Annotated in this window: 15 protein-coding genes and 4 tRNA genes; 8 read left to right on the top strand and 11 right to left on the bottom strand. The window is 44.6% G+C overall.

The window, feature by feature from the left end; translation table 11 throughout:
• Positions 1-124: 124 nt before the first annotated feature.
• The 3 genes from LU279_RS09500 to ispG all read right to left on the bottom strand — a co-directional run bounded on the left by LU279_RS09500 (position 125) and on the right by ispG (position 7,775).
• Complete coding sequence (locus LU279_RS09500) at positions 125-2,080, bottom strand: fructose-1,6-bisphosphatase (RefSeq protein ID WP_274422301.1); 1,956 nt, start codon at positions 2,078-2,080, stop codon at positions 125-127.
• Between the two features lie 159 nt (positions 2,081-2,239).
• Positions 2,240-6,706, bottom strand: coding sequence for a PolC-type DNA polymerase III (locus LU279_RS09495; RefSeq protein ID WP_274422300.1), 4,467 nt, complete (start codon positions 6,704-6,706; stop codon positions 2,240-2,242).
• 13 nt (positions 6,707-6,719) lie between these two features.
• Complete coding sequence (ispG, locus tag LU279_RS09490) at positions 6,720-7,775, bottom strand: flavodoxin-dependent (E)-4-hydroxy-3-methylbut-2-enyl-diphosphate synthase (RefSeq protein ID WP_274422299.1); 1,056 nt, start codon at positions 7,773-7,775, stop codon at positions 6,720-6,722.
• A 353-nt stretch (positions 7,776-8,128) separates the two neighbouring features.
• On the opposite strand from ispG, the gene LU279_RS09485 reads away from it, so the two are divergent.
• On the top strand, positions 8,129-9,154 hold the full coding sequence (locus LU279_RS09485) for a branched-chain amino acid aminotransferase (protein WP_274422298.1): 1,026 nt from the start codon (positions 8,129-8,131) through the stop codon (positions 9,152-9,154).
• An 85-nt stretch (positions 9,155-9,239) separates the two neighbouring features.
• Here LU279_RS09485 and LU279_RS09480 read toward each other — a convergent pair whose 3' ends face one another.
• Positions 9,240-9,731 carry a dihydrofolate reductase gene (locus LU279_RS09480; RefSeq protein ID WP_274422297.1) on the bottom strand — a complete coding sequence of 164 codons (492 nt, stop codon included), beginning with the start codon at positions 9,729-9,731 and terminating at the stop codon, positions 9,240-9,242.
• A gap of 20 nt (positions 9,732-9,751) precedes the next feature.
• The gene (thyA, locus tag LU279_RS09475; protein ID WP_274422296.1) at positions 9,752-10,600 is read right to left on the bottom strand and encodes a thymidylate synthase; all 849 of its coding nucleotides are present in this window, start codon (positions 10,598-10,600) and stop codon (positions 9,752-9,754) included.
• A 102-nt stretch (positions 10,601-10,702) separates the two neighbouring features.
• Here thyA and LU279_RS09470 point away from each other — a divergent pair, with 102 nt between their 5' ends.
• Positions 10,703-11,221 (top strand): VanZ family protein, encoded by a 519-nt coding sequence (locus tag LU279_RS09470; protein WP_274422295.1) that lies wholly within the window; start codon positions 10,703-10,705, stop codon positions 11,219-11,221.
• 73 nt (positions 11,222-11,294) lie between these two features.
• Here LU279_RS09470 and LU279_RS09465 read toward each other — a convergent pair whose 3' ends face one another.
• From LU279_RS09465 to LU279_RS09455, 3 genes are all read right to left on the bottom strand, one after another.
• Entirely contained in the window at positions 11,295-11,795 is a 501-nt protein-coding gene (locus LU279_RS09465; RefSeq protein WP_274422294.1) for a hypothetical protein, read from the bottom strand.
• Positions 11,796-11,885: 90 nt separating this feature from the next.
• On the bottom strand, positions 11,886-13,454 hold the full coding sequence (gene malQ, locus LU279_RS09460; protein ID WP_274422293.1) for a 4-alpha-glucanotransferase: 1,569 nt from the start codon (positions 13,452-13,454) through the stop codon (positions 11,886-11,888).
• Between the two features lie 376 nt (positions 13,455-13,830).
• Complete coding sequence (locus tag LU279_RS09455) at positions 13,831-14,760, bottom strand: alpha/beta fold hydrolase (protein WP_274422292.1); 930 nt, start codon at positions 14,758-14,760, stop codon at positions 13,831-13,833.
• Between the two features lie 274 nt (positions 14,761-15,034).
• Here LU279_RS09455 and LU279_RS09450 point away from each other — a divergent pair, with 274 nt between their 5' ends.
• From LU279_RS09450 to LU279_RS09440, 3 genes are all read left to right on the top strand, one after another.
• Positions 15,035-16,147: a DUF5067 domain-containing protein gene (locus LU279_RS09450; protein WP_274422291.1), complete on the top strand. Its 1,113-nt coding sequence runs from the start codon at positions 15,035-15,037 to the stop codon at positions 16,145-16,147.
• A gap of 146 nt (positions 16,148-16,293) precedes the next feature.
• A complete protein-coding gene (locus tag LU279_RS09445; RefSeq protein WP_274422290.1) occupies positions 16,294-16,509 on the top strand; it encodes a DUF378 domain-containing protein in 216 nt (71 codons plus the stop codon).
• The gene (locus tag LU279_RS09440; RefSeq protein ID WP_274422289.1) at positions 16,509-16,670 is read left to right on the top strand and encodes a hypothetical protein; all 162 of its coding nucleotides are present in this window, start codon (positions 16,509-16,511) and stop codon (positions 16,668-16,670) included. The genes LU279_RS09445 and LU279_RS09440 overlap by 1 nt, the downstream gene beginning before the upstream one ends.
• 36 nt (positions 16,671-16,706) lie before the next feature.
• Here the strand turns inward: LU279_RS09440 and LU279_RS09435 are convergent.
• The 3 genes from LU279_RS09435 to epsC all read right to left on the bottom strand — a co-directional run bounded on the left by LU279_RS09435 (position 16,707) and on the right by epsC (position 17,982).
• Positions 16,707-16,779, bottom strand: a tRNA-Gly gene (locus tag LU279_RS09435).
• A 5-nt stretch (positions 16,780-16,784) separates the two neighbouring features.
• A tRNA-Gly gene (locus tag LU279_RS09430) sits at positions 16,785-16,855 on the bottom strand.
• A 194-nt stretch (positions 16,856-17,049) separates the two neighbouring features.
• Complete coding sequence (gene epsC, locus LU279_RS09425) at positions 17,050-17,982, bottom strand: serine O-acetyltransferase EpsC (protein WP_274422288.1); 933 nt, start codon at positions 17,980-17,982, stop codon at positions 17,050-17,052.
• A 126-nt stretch (positions 17,983-18,108) separates the two neighbouring features.
• Between epsC and LU279_RS09420 the strand changes: the two genes are divergently transcribed.
• The 3 genes from LU279_RS09420 (at position 18,109) to LU279_RS09410 (ending at position 19,454) form a co-directional block, all read left to right on the top strand.
• Positions 18,109-18,196 (top strand) — tRNA-Ser (locus LU279_RS09420).
• A gap of 52 nt (positions 18,197-18,248) precedes the next feature.
• Positions 18,249-18,319: transfer RNA gene (locus tag LU279_RS09415), tRNA-Trp, on the top strand.
• 79 nt (positions 18,320-18,398) lie between these two features.
• Positions 18,399-19,454, top strand: a complete 1,056-nt coding sequence (locus LU279_RS09410; RefSeq protein ID WP_274422287.1) for an RluA family pseudouridine synthase — start codon at positions 18,399-18,401, stop codon at positions 19,452-19,454.
• Positions 19,455-19,568: the final 114 nt, after the last annotated feature.

Genomic DNA, 19,568 nt, shown 5'->3' with positions numbered 1-19,568 from the left:
CTTATTATGTTTTTTCGCTACGTGAAGCTGAGAGATTACCGTCTCTTCCCGGCAACCCTAAGTTTGATCTTCCGTATTCACTGCAAGCATCATTATATAAAAACAGGAAAAATAAGTAAAGCCTTTATTTTGTTTCTTTTATAATACCTTTCCTGTAAGCTTCAAGCAGACGGGTAAGTTCCTGTATCCTTTCCCGAAGCGCTTTTCCGTTATCTGTATCCCCAACAAGACGCCTTTTTGAAGAATAATGCACTGCCATCTGGCTGGACACAATATCATTTCCTTTGGAAACTGCCTCCTCCGCAGAGGTAAACGGCTCATGGGCTGCAAGAAACAGTCCGTAAGAATTATAGATCAGGGTATATCCTGCGATTCCTGTCACTTTCTGGTATGCCTTGCACAGACCGCCATCAATAACAATCACCTTGCCGCCGCATTTTACCGGACTTTCTCCCTCAATCTGATGTACCGGAACATGACCGTTGATAATATGGCTCTTTGCCGGATCCAGGCCAAACTCCTGAAGCATACGGTCTACTACCTCCTCCTTTTCCAGAAGCTGATAGTAGGCGCCTTTTTTCTCTTTTGCAACCTCTTTGTCTTCTATAAAATACCGTTCAAAGGTAGTCATTTTGTCTTTTCCGAACAAAGGAGAGTTGGGACCTGCCCAGATATACCACAGAATATCTTTTCCCTTTTTCTGCTCTTCTGTATCCACAGAAAAAAATGCTCTGCGCACATAGCTTTCCAGAATGTCATAAAGAGCCCTGCCGCTGTAAGTTTCTCCGTAAACCTCCACTTCTTTCATACTTCCGTCCTCATTGAGAGGAATGCAGCCATGAAAAAGCAGATTTCCGTTATAGATCTTGTACAGACCTCCCACATCCAAAAGAAGGCGCATATGATTCTGAAGCTTTTCACAGTTTCGAAAAGCTGCTTCCAGCCGCTCCATCACTTCCAGCTCTCCTGCCGTAAGCTCATAGGGTTGTTCCCAGTCAACAGTTGGAAACAGGCTGTCCCTGAGAGGATATTCCTTTCCGTCCGGCATGACAATGATTCCCTTTTCCAGATCAATTCTGTGAAGAAGACAGCGGTCTTCCATATGAAATTCCCTGCGTTCTCTCAGAAGCTTGCCCTCCAGCTTAAATTGGATCACAGCAATGGCCTTGTGCATTTTTCGTCCCAGCTCCTGCTCCAGAGAGTGGTAATCGGAAACGCCCTTGATTCCAAACACTGTACACGGATCATCTTTATATGCTTCCATGGCATAGGTTGCCAGAGGGAGCATGTTGATCCCGTAGCCATCCTCCAGAATGTCCAGATTTCCATAGCGAATGCTGTTTCTTACCACTGTGGCAATGCAGGCTCTCTGCCCCACTGCAGCCCCCATCCACACAACATCATGATTCCCCCACTGGATATCAAGAGAATGGTATTCCATCAGCCGGTCCATAATAAAATGCGGGCCCGGACCTCTGTCAAAAATATCTCCCAGAATGTGAAGATGATCCACAACCAGACGCTGGATCAATTCTGCCAGAGCAACAATAAAGTTTTCTGCCCTGCGGATCTCTATAATAGTATTAACAATAGAATTGTAGTAATCTTCTTTGTCAAGGACCTCTGCCTTCTCTGTGATCAGTTCCTCGATCACATAGGCATAATCCGGCGGAAGAGCTTTTCTCACCTTAGACCTGGTATATTTGGATGCAGTTGTCTTGCATACCTCGATCAGGCGGTACAGGGTGATCTTGTACCAGTTTTCCATATCCTCCTCTGTCTTTTTTACTAGACGGATTTTTTCTCTTGGATAATAGATCAGGGTTGCAAGATCTCTTTTGTCATGGTTGCTTAACGTATGGCCGAACACGTCATCTATTTTTTTCCGTACAGCGCCGGAACCATTCCTGAGAACATGGGAAAATGCCTCGTACTCTCCATGAAGATCCGACATAAAATGTTCAGTTCCTTTTGGAAGATTTAAAATAGACTGAAGATTAATGATCTCGGTAGAGGCTTTCCCAATGGTGGGATATAATTCTGCCAGACGCTGTAAATAACGAAGTTCATCTTTTTTCATAATTGTCTCCTGTCGGAAAATCGTTTTGTAACATTTCCGTAACATATTATAACATGCCGCAAAAATATCCTGTAATCCCAGATATTTTAAGGTTCTTATCCGTCAACTGTTCACTGCAAGCCAGCAGGCTGATACCGTGTGAACAGCCATATACGACCGTCACACCACATCAAACAGAGAAAACTGGTTGGACTGGGGAATATCTCCAAACAGTCCCAGATCATCCATAAGATCAATGACCGTCTTACTGACCTTGGTGCGGTCACGGAAATCATCCTTGGACAAAAATTTCCCCTGCTTTGCAGCCTCTACCACAGCCTCCGCAGCCTTATCTCCCATTCCGTCAATGCTGTTCAGCGGAGGGAGCAGCTTTCCGTCAATAATCTGGAATCGGTTTGCATGAGAACGGTAAATATCAATAGGAAGAAACTCAAAACCTCTGGCATACATTTCCTGGACAATACGCATATCTCTAATGGAATCCTGTTCCTTTTTTGACGCCTCATCGCCTTTTTTGCGAAGCTCTGCCAGATAATATTCCAGTCTGTCCCGTCCCATACACATGGTTTCATAGGAAAAAGCAGTTGCACGGATACTGAAAAACGCAGCATAATAGGCCAGTGGAATAAACACCTTAAACCAGGCAATGCGCCATGCCATCATAACGTAGGCTGCCGCATGAGCCTTTGGGAACATATACTTGATTTTTTTACAGGACCAGATATACCATTCCGGAACATTATGTTCCCTCATAGTAGCCTCCCACTCGTCACGAAGACCCTTACCTTTACGCACGCTCTCCATAATGGTAAATGCAAGGCTACTCTCCACTCCCATACTGATCAGATAGATCATAATATCATCTCGGGTACAGATTGCGGTAGAAATAGTAGCTTTTCCCTCCTGGATCAGTGTCTGGGCATTTCCCAGCCATACGTCCGTACCATGAGCAAGTCCCGCGATCCGGACCAGATCAGAAAAATATTTGGGCTGTGTGTCAATCAGCATCTGCATGGCAAAGTCTGTACCAAACTCCGGCACCCCCAGACAGCCAAGCTTACAGCCTCCAATATCCTCCGGAGTGATACCCAGTGCTTTTGTGCTGGCAAAAAGGGACATAACTTCTTTGCTGTCAAGAGGGATCTCCTGAGCATTCTTTCCGGTCAGATCCTCCAGCATACGGATCATGGTAGGATCATCGTGTCCCAGAATATCCAGTTTCAGAAGGTTTCCGTCAATGGAATGATAATCAAAATGAGTGGTAATGATATCGCTGTTCTCGTCATTTGCAGGGTGCTGTACCGGCGTGAACTTTTCGATTTCCTCACCTTTTGGAAGAACAATGATCCCTCCCGGATGCTGTCCTGTGGTACGGCGGATACCTGTGCATCCCTGAACGATCCGGTTGATCTCACAGTACCGCTTGTGCTGACCATGCTCTTCAAAATAATTTTTTACATAGCCGAACGCTGTTTTTTCTGCAAGAGTACCGATAGTTCCCGCCTTAAAGGTCTGTCCTTTTCCAAAAATAACCTCTGTATATTTATGGGCGTTTGCCTGATATTCACCAGAAAAGTTAAGGTCAATATCCGGTTCCTTGTCCCCTTTAAATCCCAGGAAGGTTTCAAAAGGAATATCAAATCCTTCTTTTATCATTTTTGTACCACAGTGAGGACAGTTTTTATCAGGCATGTCACAGCCTGCCATACCTCCGAATTTTTTTACTTCCGGAGAATCAAAATCACTGTATTTACAATTTGGACAGATATAGTGAGGAGGCAGAGGATTTACCTCTGTGATACCTGACATAGTAGCTGCCAGAGAGGATCCTACAGATCCTCTGGAGCCTACCAGATAACCGTCGTCATTTGATTTCCACACAAGCTTCTGGGCTATGATGTACATAACCGCATATCCGTTGGAAATAATGGAGTTCAGCTCTTTTTCCAGACGTTCTTCCACAATTCCCGGAAGCTTCTCCCCATAGATCTCATGGGCTTTTTTAAAGCAGATATCACGGAGATCCTGGTCGGAATTGGGAATCACAGGCGGAAATTTGTCCGGATGGATAGGAGATATTTTTTCAATCATATCTGCGATCTTATTGGTGTTGGTAATAACAACCTCTTCTGCCTTTTCACTTCCCAGATAGGAAAATTCCTCCAGCATTTCTTCTGTCGTGCGAAGATAAAGAGGAGCCTGATTATCCGCGTCCGAAAATCCGTTTCCCGCCATGATAATACGCCGGTAAATCTCGTCCTGAGGATCCATAAAATGAACGTCGCAGGTTGCCACCACCGGCTTTTTAAACTGTTCGCCCAGCTTTACGATTTTTTTGTTCAGCCCTATCAGATCCGCCTCTGAGTTTACAGTATCGTTTTTGTCGCTGGCGATCATAAACGCATTATTTCCAAGAGGCTGGATTTCCAGATAGTCATAAAAATCCACCAGTCGGGCAATTTCCTGATCCGGCGCATTCCGAAGAAGAGCCTGATAAAGTTCTCCCGCCTCACAGGCGCTTCCGATGATCAGTCCGTCCCTGTGCTCCAGAAAAACACTTTTGGGAACTCTTGGCCTTCTCCTGTAATATTTCAGGTGGGACTGACTTACAAGCTTATAAAGATTGATACGTCCAGTCTCATTTCTGGCAAAAATAACCGCATGGTAGGTGGGAAGCTTTTTGATAGTATCCACAGATACATTTCCCTGGCTGTTCAGGGCATCTACATCAAAAATATCCCTCTCTCTCAGCATTTCCACAAATTTTACAAAAATATCCGCGGTGCAGGCGGCGTCATCTACTGCCCGGTGATGATGGGCAAGAGAAACTCCCACTGCTTTTGCTACCGTATCCAGTTTGAACCGGTTCAGCGCCGGCAAAAGGAAACGTGCCATTCCCACTGTGTCAATGTAGGTAAAATCATCGCTGATGCCCTGCCGCTTGCAGTTTTCTATGATAAAGCTCATATCAAAATCCGCATTGTGGGCAACCATTACCGCACCCTGGCAGAATTCCAGAAACTTCGGAAGAATGGTTTCAATATCCGGAGCATCCATCACCATTGCATCATTGATACTGGTAAGCTGCTCGATCCGGTAGGGAATGGGAACCTTAGGGTTCACAAAAGTAGAAAATCTGTCTGTGATCACACCTTTTTCCACCCGGACTGCTCCGATCTCAATGATCCTGCAGGTCAGAGGAGAAAATCCCGTTGTCTCTATGTCAAATACCACAAAGCTTCCGTCCATGGACTGCCCCTTACTGTTGGTGACGATCCCCTTCAGGTCATCTACCAGATATGCCTCCATTCCGTAAAGCACCTTAAAATCAGAATCTTTCGGCACACAGCCTCCCCAGGCGTCAAAACAGTGGTTTGCCTCGGGAAATGCCTGAACAACACCGTGATCGGTAATGGCAATGGCTTTATGTCCCCACTCATAGGCACGTTTTACCAGAGCCTTTGCCTCGGTAACGCCGTCCATATCACTCATTTTTGTATGACAGTGAAGTTCCACTCTTTTCTGAGGACTGGTATCCATTCTTGTGCTGGTAAAATCTGCAATTTTTTTAATTCCGGCAATGGAGCCGATAGTCAGTTCACTGTCAAAACGGTCAATGGTGGTAACGCCCTTCAGCTTCAGAAACGCTCCCTTTTTGATTTCTTCTTTTACCTCCGGAACCTGCTCGTTCCTCAGGAACATTTTGATCACAATGGAATCCGTAAAATCCGTAACAGGAAAAATGAGAATAGTTTTTTCATTCCGGATTTCTCTTGCCTCCACGTCCAGAACCTGTCCCCGGATGATGACTTCTCCCATTTCTCCTGTAATACTCTCCAGAGGAATGGTTTCTCCCTCAAAATCTCTTCCATATATAACATCCGGATTACTGTCTCTGCGGAACCCTCCCCTGAAGTCGCCTCCGTGTCCTTTTTTGTCAAAGGACTTTTTCTCCTGCTTTCCTTTACCGGAAGCTTTTTTATTCTCTTTTTTGTCAGAGCCTGAAGAGGCATCCTCCTGTTTCGGCGTTTCTTCCTCTTTATCCAGCTTTGCATGTTTCAGGACATTTTCCACTTCCTGCTCAATCTGAAGCGCCGCATTCTTCCGATACCGGCTTTCCTGAGCCTCTTCAAACTGAAGCTCAATCTTCAGATTCATTCCGCAGCGCTCACAGAACACCTTATGAAGATATTCCACAAGAATCTCACTTTTTTCCCGGGCGATCACAGAATCCGGAAGCACCAGATCCATTTCCTCTGTGCCGGAAAAAGTGATCCTGGACCGTTTAAAAAGATTGTATTCCAGCATATTATAATTTCGAAGCTCCAGTTCCATACTGGACCGGTACACTTCCAGAAAATTATCCGGAGTATACTGCCTGGACAGGTGGAACTTTTCGATCACAGTTACCTGCATCTGGATTCCCGGAAAGCACTGTCTTTCAATCTGCTGCTGCAGTTCTATGATATATTTTTTGTGGATCCACCGCTCACTGCTGATATAAACCCACAGTCTGGTCTTATCCGGATTGCAGGACACTCTGGTAACAGCTACCATATCCAGAAGCTCCTGCAGCGGATCTTTGATCTTCAGATTTGGAAATACGTCAAAAAAATCTTTTTCCATTTTTTCCTCTTTCTTACTCTTCCCAGTGAAGAAGCTCTTCTCTCAGGGTATCCAGAAGCTGGTCCTCCGGAACCTTTTTTACGATCTCCCCTTTTTTAATCAGCAGCCCTACGCCTACTCCTCCGGCAATTCCAATATCAGCCTCTTTCGCTTCTCCCGGTCCGTTTACCACGCAGCCCATAACAGCCACTTTAATATCAAGAGGGATGTCCTGAACCATTGTTTCCACCTGGTTTGCAAGACCGATCAGGTCAATTCTTGTACGCCCACAGGTAGGACAGGACACCACCTCGATCCCTCCTTTTCGAAGTCCCAGCGTTTTCAGAATCCGCTTTGCAGATTTGATCTCTTCCAGAGGCGACCCGGTAAGAGAAACTCTGATGGTATCTCCGATTCCCTGAGAAAGAATGATCCCAAGCCCTACTGCTGATTTGATGTTTCCGGAATAAAGGGTTCCTGCCTCTGTAATTCCCACATGAAGAGGATACGTTGTCTTTTCTGCAATCAGTTCATGGGCTCTGGCGCACATCATAACGTCTGAAGATTTAATACTGATAACCAGATTGTCATATCCCATATCCTCAATGATCTTCACCTTGTCCAGAGCGCTTTCCACCAGCCCCTCAGCAGTGACACCATGATATTTTTCCACCAGTTCTTTTTCCAGTGATCCGCTGTTTACGCCTACTCGGATGGGAATATTTCTTTCCCTGGCCACATCTACAACTGCTTTTATTCTCTCTCTGCTTCCGATATTTCCGGGGTTGATGCGGATCTTGTCCGCTCCGTGCTCCATTGCTGCAATGGCAAGTCTGTAGTTAAAATGAATATCTGCTACCAGTGGAATATGGATCTGTTTTTTGATCTCAGAAAGAGCTTCTGCCGCTGCCATATCCGGAACCGCGCACCTGATGATCTCACAGCCTGCTGCCTCCAGTTCCAGAATCTGTTTTACCGTTGCCTCCACATCATCTGTTTTTGTATTTGTCATAGACTGGATCAGAATGGGATTTCCTCCTCCAATCTTTTTATTTCCGATTTTTATAACCTTCGTATGTTCCCGGTACATAATCTTCCTCCTGAAAAATATATTATGAAACACAAAAAACTGCCACAGCTTTTCCGGAATTTCCGGCTGTGTGACAGCCCTTTTTCTTTATCTCTGGATTTACAGAAACTTTGCTTTCAGATTATTTTCCATTTGCGCCATCTCCGACCTCTGTTTTCCTGTTTCCATCAGACTGCCTCTGCTTTTTGGAAACTGCTTCCGTGCAGACTGTAATTTTATTATAACGAAGTACCATTCAAAATACAAGTTTTCATTGAAGTTCACTGACAAAAGTGCTACACTGATTATATCTCACAGTAACGTGGCAAAGTATTTAAAAAACTGTTGTCACAGGATAACAGGAGGATGATATTATGGAAAAAAAGAACATTGACTGGGGAAATCTGGGTTTTGGCTATATCCAGACTGATTATCGTTTTGTCTCAGACTTCAAAAACGGTTCCTGGGACGAAGGAAAGCTGACAGAAGACGCAAATGTTGTGATCAGCGAATGTGCCGGCGTCCTTCAGTATGCACAGACTGTTTTTGAGGGAATGAAAGCATACACCACAGAAGACGGACGAATCGTAACTTTTCGCCCTGACCTGAATGCCGAACGTATGGAAAACTCTGCAAAAAGACTGGAAATGCCTGTATTTCCAAAAGACCGGTTCATCCAGGCTGTACTGGACACGGTAAAGGCCAATGCAGCCTACGTTCCACCCTTTGGTTCCGGGGCAACCCTTTATATCCGTCCCTATATGTTTGGAACCAATCCCGTAATCGGTGTAAAGCCTGCTGACGAATATCAGTTCCGTGTTTTTACCACTCCGGTAGGTCCGTATTTCAAAGGAGGAGTGAAGCCTCTTACAATCCGTGTTACAGATTTTGACCGTGCTGCCCCTCATGGTACAGGTCATATCAAAGCCGGACTGAATTATGCTATGAGTATACATGCGATCATGGATGCACATCGCCAGGGCTATGACGAAAATATGTATCTGGATGCCGCTACCAGAACAAAGGTAGAAGAAACCGGCGGCGCCAACTTTATTTTTGTCACAAAGGACGGGAAAGTGGTTACTCCGAAATCTGACAGTATTCTTCCTTCCATTACCCGCCGTTCACTCATCTATGTAGCACAGCATTACCTTGGTCTGGAGGCAGAAGAGCGTGAAGTTACTCTGGATGAGGTAAAAGATTTTGCAGAGTGCGGTCTTTGCGGTACCGCAGCAGTCATTTCTCCTGTAGGAAAAATCGTGGATCACGGAAAAGAAATCTGCTTCCCGTCCGGCATGACAGAGATGGGACCTGTGACCAAAAAACTTTATGAAACACTTACCGGTATCCAGATGGGACGTCTGGAAGCTCCAAAGGGCTGGATTCAGGTAATCGAATAAGCGCTTCCAAAAAGTCAAACGCTGCAGAGAAATACAAACTCTGCAGCGTTTTCTTTCGGAACCACGTCCGTCATATGTAATATTTTTATTTTACTCTTTCGTATTTTACAAATTCGTATTCCAGATCAAAATAAGTCTGTTCTTCACTTCTGGCTGTGATCTCCCATTCCGGGGACTCATCCAGATTTGGGAAATAACGGTCTGCCTCATATCCAAAATCAATTTTTGTCACATGAGCTGTATCGCAGTAAGGAAGAAGCTGTTTATACACACTGTCTCCGCCAACACAGTAAACCTGCTCTGACGGATATTTTTTTATTTCTTCCAGAAGCTCCTCGATACTGTGGACCACAGTAGCATCCTTTACCTTAAAATCCTGATTTGTGGTAAGAATAATGTTGGTTCTGTTTTTCAGGGGAAGTCCTCCCGGAAATGTTTCCAGCGTTTTTCTGCCCAGAACGATCACCTTTCCGGTTGTCTCCTGGCGGAACATCTTCATATCTGCCGGAATGGCTACAAGAAGTTTATTATCCTTTCCGATAGCCCAGTTTTTATCAACTGCTACAATTATATTCATGGTGTTTTTCCTTTCTGTTCTCAGATTGCAATAGGAATGTTTTTGATCTGCGGCCAGGTCTGATAATTTTCCACGATCAGATTGTCCACTGTAAAGTCATAAAAATCTTTAATCTCAGGATTCAGTTTCACAACAGGCGCCGGATACGGTGTTCTGCCGATCAGCTCTTTTATCACAGGAATATGTCTGTCATAAATATGACAGTCCGAGATCACATGAACAAGCTCTCCCGCCTCCATATCGCACACCTGGGCAAACATCATCAGAAGAATGGAATACTGGCATACATTCCAGTTGTTTGCTGCCAGAATATCCTGGGATCTCTGATTCAGGATTGCATTTAAAGTCAGTCTGTCTTTTCCCGGCTCCTTTGTTACATTAAAGGTCATAGAATATGCGCAGGGATACAGGTTCATTTCATGAAGATCCTGATGTACATAAATATTTGTCATAATCCTGCGGCTGTAAGGATTATGTTTCAGATCATACAGTACACGGTCTACCTGATCCATCATCCCCTCTTTGTACTCATGCTTCACCTGCATCTGATATCCATATGCCTTGCCGATAGAGCCTGTTTCATCAGCCCAGCTGTCCCAGATATGACTGTTCAGGTCATGAATGTTATTTGACTTTTTCTGCCAGATCCACAGAATCTCATCCATAGCGCTTTTCAGTGCGGTTTTGCGGAGAGTCAGAGCAGGAAATTCCTTCCTGAGATCATATCTGTTTACCACACCAAATTTCTTTATTGTATAAGCAGGAGTTCCGTCCTCCCATACCGGACGTACCTTTTCTCCCTCTGTGCTGGTACCGTTTTCAATTACGTCTTTGCACATATTAATAAATATTGTATCTGCAACACTCATGTCCGCGCCTCCCTTTTCATAAAGTTTTTTTATTATACCATACCCGGGCTGCGATTGCCAGAGTGCTTTACAAACTACTGCTGCCGTGCTATATTAATACCCATGAAAAAAATACTTATAACACTTTTAAAACCGCTTTCGTTTCTGCCAGCTTTGCTGATGATGTATATTATTTTTTCATTTTCAGCCCAGACCGGGGAGGTGTCCGGGAATCTCAGCTACAGAATCAGCTACCAGATTGTGGAAACCAAAAACGAACTTCTCAATACAGAAAAAAGCTATGAAGAGCTTGCATACGAGGCAGACCAGATTCATTACTATGTCCGCAAGGCTGCTCACATGACAGAATACTGCCTGCTTGCCGTTGCTGTTTCTTTTCCATTTTATGTATATCGTATCCGGGGACTGCGGCTGTTTCTTCTTGCCGGGATTATCTGTGTGGGATTTGCCGGTCTGGACGAATATCATCAGTCCTTTGTGGCCGGCAGATCTCCGGGGATCCGGGACGTAGGCTTTGACAGCCTGGGAGCTTTGATCGGAATCCTTCTGGTTCAGCTTTTTTGCTGGTCCACTCTGCACTCGCCCTCTTCCGGAAACAAAAAACGCCGAAGGAAACGCTAAAACTTCAGGACGGGGGAACATGGATGTCCATGTTCCCCCGTCCTTTTACCAATATTCTCATCTTTTCCGGAGCTTATTCCTGATCTCCGTCATTTTCCTGTTCTTTTTGTTCTTCAGAATCCTGTGCTTCCTGGGCTTCTTTTTCTGCTACATTTCCCGCAAGTTTTGCACGATCTGCAATGGTCATTCTCTTAGGCTCCTGAACCGGCTCAACAGGATGTTTCTTTTCCTCTTCTGCCGCAGCAGCCTTTTTGGCATCGCTTCTCTGTTTGGCGATTTTGGCTGCCACAAAAAGCATTCCTGCGCCAATTACCAGAAAGGCAGCCCCTGCAATAAAAAATCCCCAGCTTGCGCCTTCCTCGCCTTTCAGCACATTTTCGCAGAGCTTATATCCTGTATAAAGGAGATATACTCCGGCAAGAAGCAGCAGTCCAAAATTTGCTACAGGTCTTTCCTTTTTTTGCGGTTCAGAATCTGCCGCAGCCTTCTCATTGCTTTCGGATGCCTGGATCTCAGTTTCTTCTTTTACTTCTGTATCAACAGCCGTTTCCAGTTTTTCATTTTTTTCTTCCATATAAATGTTCCTTTCGTATGCTTTGTATTTTCTTATATCTTTTTGGATTGCTGATTTTACAGCCTCCATATATAGCAGAGATGGTACTGATCAACATTCTGTGTTGTCTTCTTCCCGTTCCTCTTCCGGATTCTCTTCACCTGACTGCTCTTTTGTTTCCGGCGCCGGTTCTTCCTTTTTCAGACGTCCGTAGATCCGGTTCAGTTCTCCCATTGTATAAAGGGTAATATCTGAAAGCTGTCCTTTTTGCATTCTCCATCTCCAGTTCAGTCCCAAAGTGGAAGGCGCATTCAGTCTTGCTTCGTTGCCCAGGCACAGATAATCCTGAACAGGAATGACAGCCAGATCTGCCACACTGGCCAAAGCTGTACGGATCAGCCCCCATACACAGTCATTCACAGGTCTGTCATAGCAGTTGATATATGCACGTACAAACTCATTGTCATGTCCCTGCAGCCTTTCCAGCCATCCCTTTGTTGTCTCATTATCATGAGTTCCTGTATACACCACACAGTTTCTGTCATATTTATGAGGAAGATATTCGCTGTTCTCACTTCCGTCAAAAGCAAACTGCAGTACCTTCATTCCCGGGAATCCTGTATCCTTCACAAGTTTTACCACACTGTCAGTCAAAAATCCAAGATCCTCTGCGATCACGCAAAGCTTCTGCACATTCTTTTTCAGCACGTCAAAAAGTTCCAGACCCGGGCCGTCTTCCCAGTGACCGTTTTCTGCTGTAATATCTCCGTAAGGAATAGAATAATATTCGTCAAAGCCTCTGAAATGGTCTATTCTTGCCACATCATACCGCTCCATACAGTAGGTCATTCTCTGTATCCACCACGCATAACCGGTAGCTTTATGCCTTTCCCAGTCATAAAGAGGATTGCCCCACAGCTGTCCGGTGGCAGAAAACGCATCCGGCGGGCAGCCTGCCACAGCCTTCGGACTACAGTCCTCATCAATCTGAAACAGCTCCGGATCAGCCCACACATCTGCGCTGTCAAGAGCAACATAAATAGGCACGTCACCTATGATCTTAATCCCTTTTCTGTTGGCATAGGATTTCAGTTTTCTCCACTGTTTTTCAAAAAGATACTGCTGGAAACAGTAAAATCCCACGTCCTCTGCCAGCTCGCTTTCCGCTCTTTTTACATATCCGGAACTGTGGTCTTTCAGCTCCTTAGGCCAGTCCAGCCAGCTCTCTCCGTTCCTGCTGTTTTTGATCGCCATATAAAGAGCATAATCCTTCAGCCAGATCTGATTCTCCCGCACAAAACTCTGATATTCTCTGTCGTTTCCCAGATCTGCTCTATCATAGGCTTTTCTGAGAAGTGGAAATCTGCCGTTATATATTTTTTCATAATCCACATAGCCAGGATCATCTCCCCAGCTGCAGGAAGTACATTCGTCTTTTGTAAGAAGTCCTTCCCTCACCAGTTCATCCAGATCAATAAAATATGGATTTCCCGCAAAGGTAGAACAGGACTGATAAGGAGAGTCTCCATATCCTGTGGGACCAAGAGGAAGGATCTGCCAATACTGCTGACCTGCTTTTTCCAGCTGATCCACAAACTCATAAGCTTCTCTGGAAAAACACCCGATTCCATATTCTGACGGAAGGCTTGAAACAGCCATTAAAACACCGCTTGCTCTCATTTATTTTTCTCCTTCGTGTTTTCGCACTAAATGAATCCGGCTTTTCAGGTCCATACATATACAAAGTCTTAGTTTTTGCCGGTCACCCGGAGAATATTATACCAATCCGGGTGCTTACGGTCAAGGAAAAAGCCGGGGACATCTCCCCGGCTTTTACACCTTTCAACACAGCGCTGTGCGGACACTAACACAAGCTCACCTCTGTCCTCCGTCTGTTTTTCTGACCTTCCGCAGCCCGCCAGACAAAGAACACATAAAAGGCATATAAAAATTATTTTTCGTATTTTTTTCACAGAGTTCTCTCCTTTATCCATACAGATATATTCCTCCATAGTATGGACAGAAAAGAACCTTCTATTCAGGAAGTTTCTTATACTCAGAAACCTTTCTTCCTGATATATATCGAGATATCTCTGAATACCCGCTCTCGGTCTTTTTCATTCAGGATCTCATGACGCATTCCAGGATAAAGCTTGCCTTTTACATCCCTGTATCCTGCCTCTCTCATTTTCTGAACTGCCGCTGCAAACTGACGAACATTACCCATACACGGATCGTCTGCCCCACTGATAAAAAGAACAGGCATATCCGGCTTCGTACAGTTCCAGTGTTTCACATCATAGGCTCTTTTCATCAGCTGGAACAGCGCCAGATAAGCGTCATCCGTAAACGTAAATCCGCAAAGCTCTGATTCCGAATACGCCTGATATACCTCCGGATCCGAACAGATCCATGCATTCCTGTTCTTTTCCTCACTGAATCTGGCTGCATAATTTCCAAAGGACAGCATTTCCAAAAGACGGCTTCTGTGTTTCATTCCAAACAGCTTTCCTTCCAGCTTTGCGATCACAGTTCCTGCAATTCTCGCCCGCCGGTTGCTGGGTGAACCGCAGACGATCAGCATATCCATACAGTCATCATGCTCTGCTGCAAAAGCCCGCACGGCCAGAGAACCCATGCTATGTCCCATGAGGATCAGTGGAAGATCCGGAAATTTCTCTCTGATCTGCCGGTTGACACTGGCAATATCCGCCAGCATGGCGTCCGCCCCTCCGCCGTACATATATCCCAGATCATCCCCGGAGCGGACACTCTGCCCGTGTCCTCTGTGGTCGTGGATCACTGCCACATACCCCAGAGAAGCCATGTACTCCATAAACGGCTCATACCGTTCCTTGTGTTCGCTCATCCCATGTACCAGCTGTATCACGCCTTTATACGGCATTTCCTCCGGACAGATACTGAGCGCTGAGATTCTCAGTCCGTCTGCATCTGATCTGAAAAACTGTCTGTATCTTTTTACCATATCTATATTCCTCCTGCATCTCATTCTGCCAGTTATTTTTTATTTTATTCCCTTTTTCTTTCCTTCCTGTAATTTATATGTAACCATTGTCCTCTAAAGTATTTTATGTTTTTGAACTATATTTTACCAGACTGCTGCAAACAGAGCCGACCACAACATTTATTCCTGAGATACAGGATAATCTTGTCAACCAACCGTGTGCTCTGGTATAATAAATTATGTAACATTTACACAGACACTTTCAAAAGACTATTTATAAAAACAAGGAGGAGCTATGGATCAACAAAATCAGGAGAACAGTCAGGGACAGATTACTGCTTCCGAAAACACCTCTCCTATCAAAAAGAAAAAGAAGAAAAAAGGACTGATCATTTTTCTTGTAGTCCTGCTGATTGCCGCAGCTGCCGGCGCAGGCTGCTACTTTATGGAGCGCCAGAAGCCTGTCTCCACAGTCAAATCATTTCTGGAACATGTGCGTACTATGAATTTTGAGGGAATGAAATCCCTGCTTCAGAGCAATGACATGTCCGCTCTTGACAACGCAGATATTACAAATGAAGCTTACCACGCATTTTTCCAGGGCGTCAACCAGAAAATGACCTATGAGATCAAAAAAATCAATTTCAATCTTGCCAGCGAAACTGCCACTGTTACCGCAAAAATCAAATATATTGACGGATCAGATATTTATAAGGAAACTATTACCGAATTTTTAAAACAGATTGTTTCCACTGCTTTTTCCGGTCAGGAGCTTACTGAGGAACAGACACAGCAGAAGCTCGCAGCCCTTCTGGAGGAAAAATCCAAAACTGTCAAAGATAAGTTTGCAGAAGCAGAAATTTCCTATCCTCTTATTAAAGCAGGAGGACAGTGGAAGATCGTATCTCTGGATGCAGAAACCGTTCGCATGATGTCCGCAAACTTTACAAATGTACAGGATGAGATCAATCAGTCTCTGGAAGAAATGGAAGCTTCTGGAACGCAGCCTGAGCAGGAAGCGCCTCAGGCGTCTGCAGACGGTAAGATTGATATGAGTAACGACAAATTTACCATTCACTATAAACAGCATCGGGTGACAACTGATTTTGCCGGAGCGCCATGTCTTCTTGTATATTATGATTACAGCAATAACGGAACTTCTGCTTCCAGCGCCATGGTTGATGTCAGTCTCCAGGCTTATCAGAACGGAACTCTTCTGGAACCTGCAATTCCGGAAGCAGATGACGAAGCCATTGATCAGTTTATGGCTGAAGTTCAGCCGGGACAGGCAGTTACTGTATGCCAGGCCTTTACTCTTCAGGATAAATCGGACGTAACACTCCAGGCAGGAGAAGCCTTCAGTTTCGGCGGCGGAACGGTTGCTTCTCAGATATTGAAAATCAAATAATTTGTTATGTAAAACATGGAAGTAATGCAAACGCTCAGACATTCTTTGATATAGCGTAGAATTTGTTAAAATATTCGCAGCTGAAAAATGCTGCGAATATTTTTTTATTTTTTCGAAATACTATATGCATGAAAGGATGGTGACTTATGGATTATAAATTTTTACAGTATTTTGCACTGACCGTTACTATTATAGGCGCGGTCAACTGGGGACTGATCGGCTTCTTTAACCTGAATCTGGTATCTCTGATCTTCGGAAGCATGAGCTGGATATCCCGGATCATTTACGGACTGGTAGGACTCTGTGGTCTTTATCTTCTTTCTTTATATGGAGTAATCGGACAGGAAAGGCAGGACATGTAATGGAGCCAGATACAGAAAACAAAACCACGAATTCATATTCTTCCGCAGTACCTGCGGAGCTTCCTGATAACTGTGTGGAAAAAATCCGTGATTTTGAAAGAGAACTGAATAAACAGGGATACTGGAATATTGCTCTTGTTGCTTATCAGATAAAAGAATAAAACAAAAAAGTCAGGAACAAGTTCCTGACTTTTAAGAGCGATAGACGGGGCTCGAACCCGCGGTCTCGACCTTGGCAAGGTCGCGCGTTACCAACTACGCCACTATCGCATAAGAGCGGGTGATGGGAATCGAACCCACGTATCCAGCTTGGAAGGCTGGTGTTCTACCATTGAACTACACCCGCAAGTGTTTGTCTTGTGAGAGTTTTTTGTGTTTCCCTCAACCGACTTCGTTAGTATATAATACCTCAACCCAAATGTCAACACTTTTTTTGAAAAAATTTTATTTTTTTTTAAAAAGTTACAGGAGTGCCTGTTCTGCAGGCTGATACAGCAGTACAGACACTCCTGTTTTCTGTTGATCTTATCCCTGATCCGGTTAATTTTCCCAGTCCCACACGTCAGCTTTGGAAACTGTGTTCCTTGGCTTTTTGATTACAAGCTCCGGACTTTTTGCGCTTACCTTCGTATTGGCAGGAATCGACGAGGTAATAAAAGTATTTCCTCCTATGATCGTATTCTCACCAATCACCGTCTCTCCTCCAAGGACCGTAGAATTAGAATAAATCGTCACATTATCACCGATCGTCGGATGACGTTTCACATCCGCAAGCTGCTGCCCCTGTCTGGTAGAAAGCGCCCCCAGAGTTACCCCCTGATACAGCTTTACATTTTTTCCGATCTCTGTTGTCTCGCCAATGACAACTCCGGTACCATGGTCAATAAAAAAATAGTCTCCAATGGTTGCTCCCGGATTAATATCAATTCCGGTTTTTCCATGAGCATATTCTGTCATAATACGTGGAATATACGGAACCTTTTCTATATAAAGAATATGAGCCAGACGATATACATAAATAGCAAACAGTCCCGGATAGGAAAAAATAATCTCTTCCTTACTTTTTGCCGCCGGGTCTCCGTCAAATCCCGCCTGGACATCCTTCAGAAGTTTTTTCTGCACTTCCGGAAGCTTTTCAAAAAAAACATCACAAATAGTTTCCGCTCTTGCACATGCCTCATCTTTCTGCATATCCTGATCTGCATAAAGAAATGCAATTTCCACCTGACTTTTCAGTCTGTCATAAAAATCATTCAAAAGAAAAGCTGTAAACTGCTCCGGAAACAATCTTGCCGCTGTATCCTCTCCAAAATATCCCGGAAATATTACAGACCGGAGATCTCTCACCAGATCAATGATCACAGATCTGTTAGGAAGGCTTCTGCCATTTTTGGGCATAAACAGTTCTTCCCTGTCATAATTCTCTGTAAGATTTTCTGCAGCTTTTAAAACTGCTTCTTTTTTTCTGCTCATAATTCCTCCTGTCTGCTGAATTCTTTTTATCTTATAATATAGTATAGCTTTTTCTATGCGTCAAGAAACAGATTCCAAAAATAATTTGACTTTCCCCGAAACAGCCGATATAATAAAATTTGTCATGGAGATGTACCCAAGAGGCTGAAGGGTCCGCACTCGAAATGCGGTAGGTCGGGTAACCGGCGCGAGGGTTCAAATCCCTCCATCTCCGTCTTGACAAACAGATTCTTTCGTAGTATAATGTTTTTGTTTGATGCACATACAGGGGATTGGTCAAATGGTATGATAGGGGTCTCCAAAACCTTTGGTGGGAGTTCGATTCTCTCATCCCCTGCTATTACAGATATCCGGAATTCTAAAATGGATTCCGGATATTTTTATTTTAGCTCTCTAAAATTCTCGGGAGGAAACATATGGAACGTATTCTTACCTTTACTGTAAATGAAAATTCCAATTCACACACAGTCGGCCAGGTTCTGCGCTTACAGGGAGGACTGACAAAACATCAGATCTCCCAGGCAAAATTCCGCCCACAGGGAATTTGCAAAAACGGAATCCAATGCCGGGTCACAGAGTCTGTTTTTCCGGGAGATGTGATCACTGTATGTCTGGAAGAGCCTGGTATGAGTTCTGCACATCTGGAATTCCCGTCTGATACTTCTCTGCCACCGCTGAAAATCCTGTACGAAGATCAGGATCTTTTTGTGGTAGACAAGCCGGCAGGAATTGTCACTCATCCCTCCGGACGGCATTACTGCGACAGTCTTGCCAATCAGGTTTCCCGGTACTTTTGTTCCAGAAATGAAAACATTGTTATCCGCCCTGTAGGAAGACTGGATCGTGAAACCTCGGGAATCGTTATCTTTGCCAAAAATCAGACCGCAGCTGCCAGGCTTCAGGCGCAGCGCTTCCACAATCAGTTAAAAAAACAATATCTGGCTGTGGTATCAGGATACCTGCCTGTTGATCCCTGCTCTGAAAAAAATATGCTTCCATCCTCTTCGGAGTTTTTTTCATGTGCACACACCATCAGTCTTCCCATTGGTCCGGATCCCAAAGATTCCCGTAAGATGACTGCATGGCTGTCAGACAACCTTGCTTCCGACGCCTTTCCTGCCAATCCTGAAAAAAATATCGCATCCCAATGTCCGGTAACAGCTCCAAACAAAAGTTTTAAGACCGCCGTCACCCATTATCAGGTGATCCACAGTACCTCCGACTGGTCTTTTGTCACGCTCTGTCTGGATACCGGACGGACTCACCAGATCCGTGTGCACATGAACGCCATCGGGCATCCCCTTCTGGGCGATACCTTATACGGAAATACTCCGGCATCTCATGCACCTGTTCCTTTTACAAGAGCTGCTCTCCATGCCTGGAAATTGTTTCTAAACCATCCTTTTGATGACAAAAGCCTTGTTTTTGAGGCTCCGTTGCCAAAAGATTTTTCTTCTATGATTCCATTCTGAGCCCTGGATGCTGCCGCCGCACGGGCGGAAACTTTACGCCCGTCACCGTCCACTCCGTTCCTTCTTTTTACTACTGCCTTTTCATTTATTTCATATCTTCCTTCATATTCCATA

It is taken from the genome of Blautia sp. XA-2221, assembly GCF_028767025.1.
Taxonomy (GTDB): domain Bacteria; phylum Bacillota; class Clostridia; order Lachnospirales; family Lachnospiraceae; genus Blautia_A.
The sequence above is the reverse complement of the archived record's forward strand: the minus strand, read 5'-3'. Positions and strand labels throughout refer to the sequence as shown.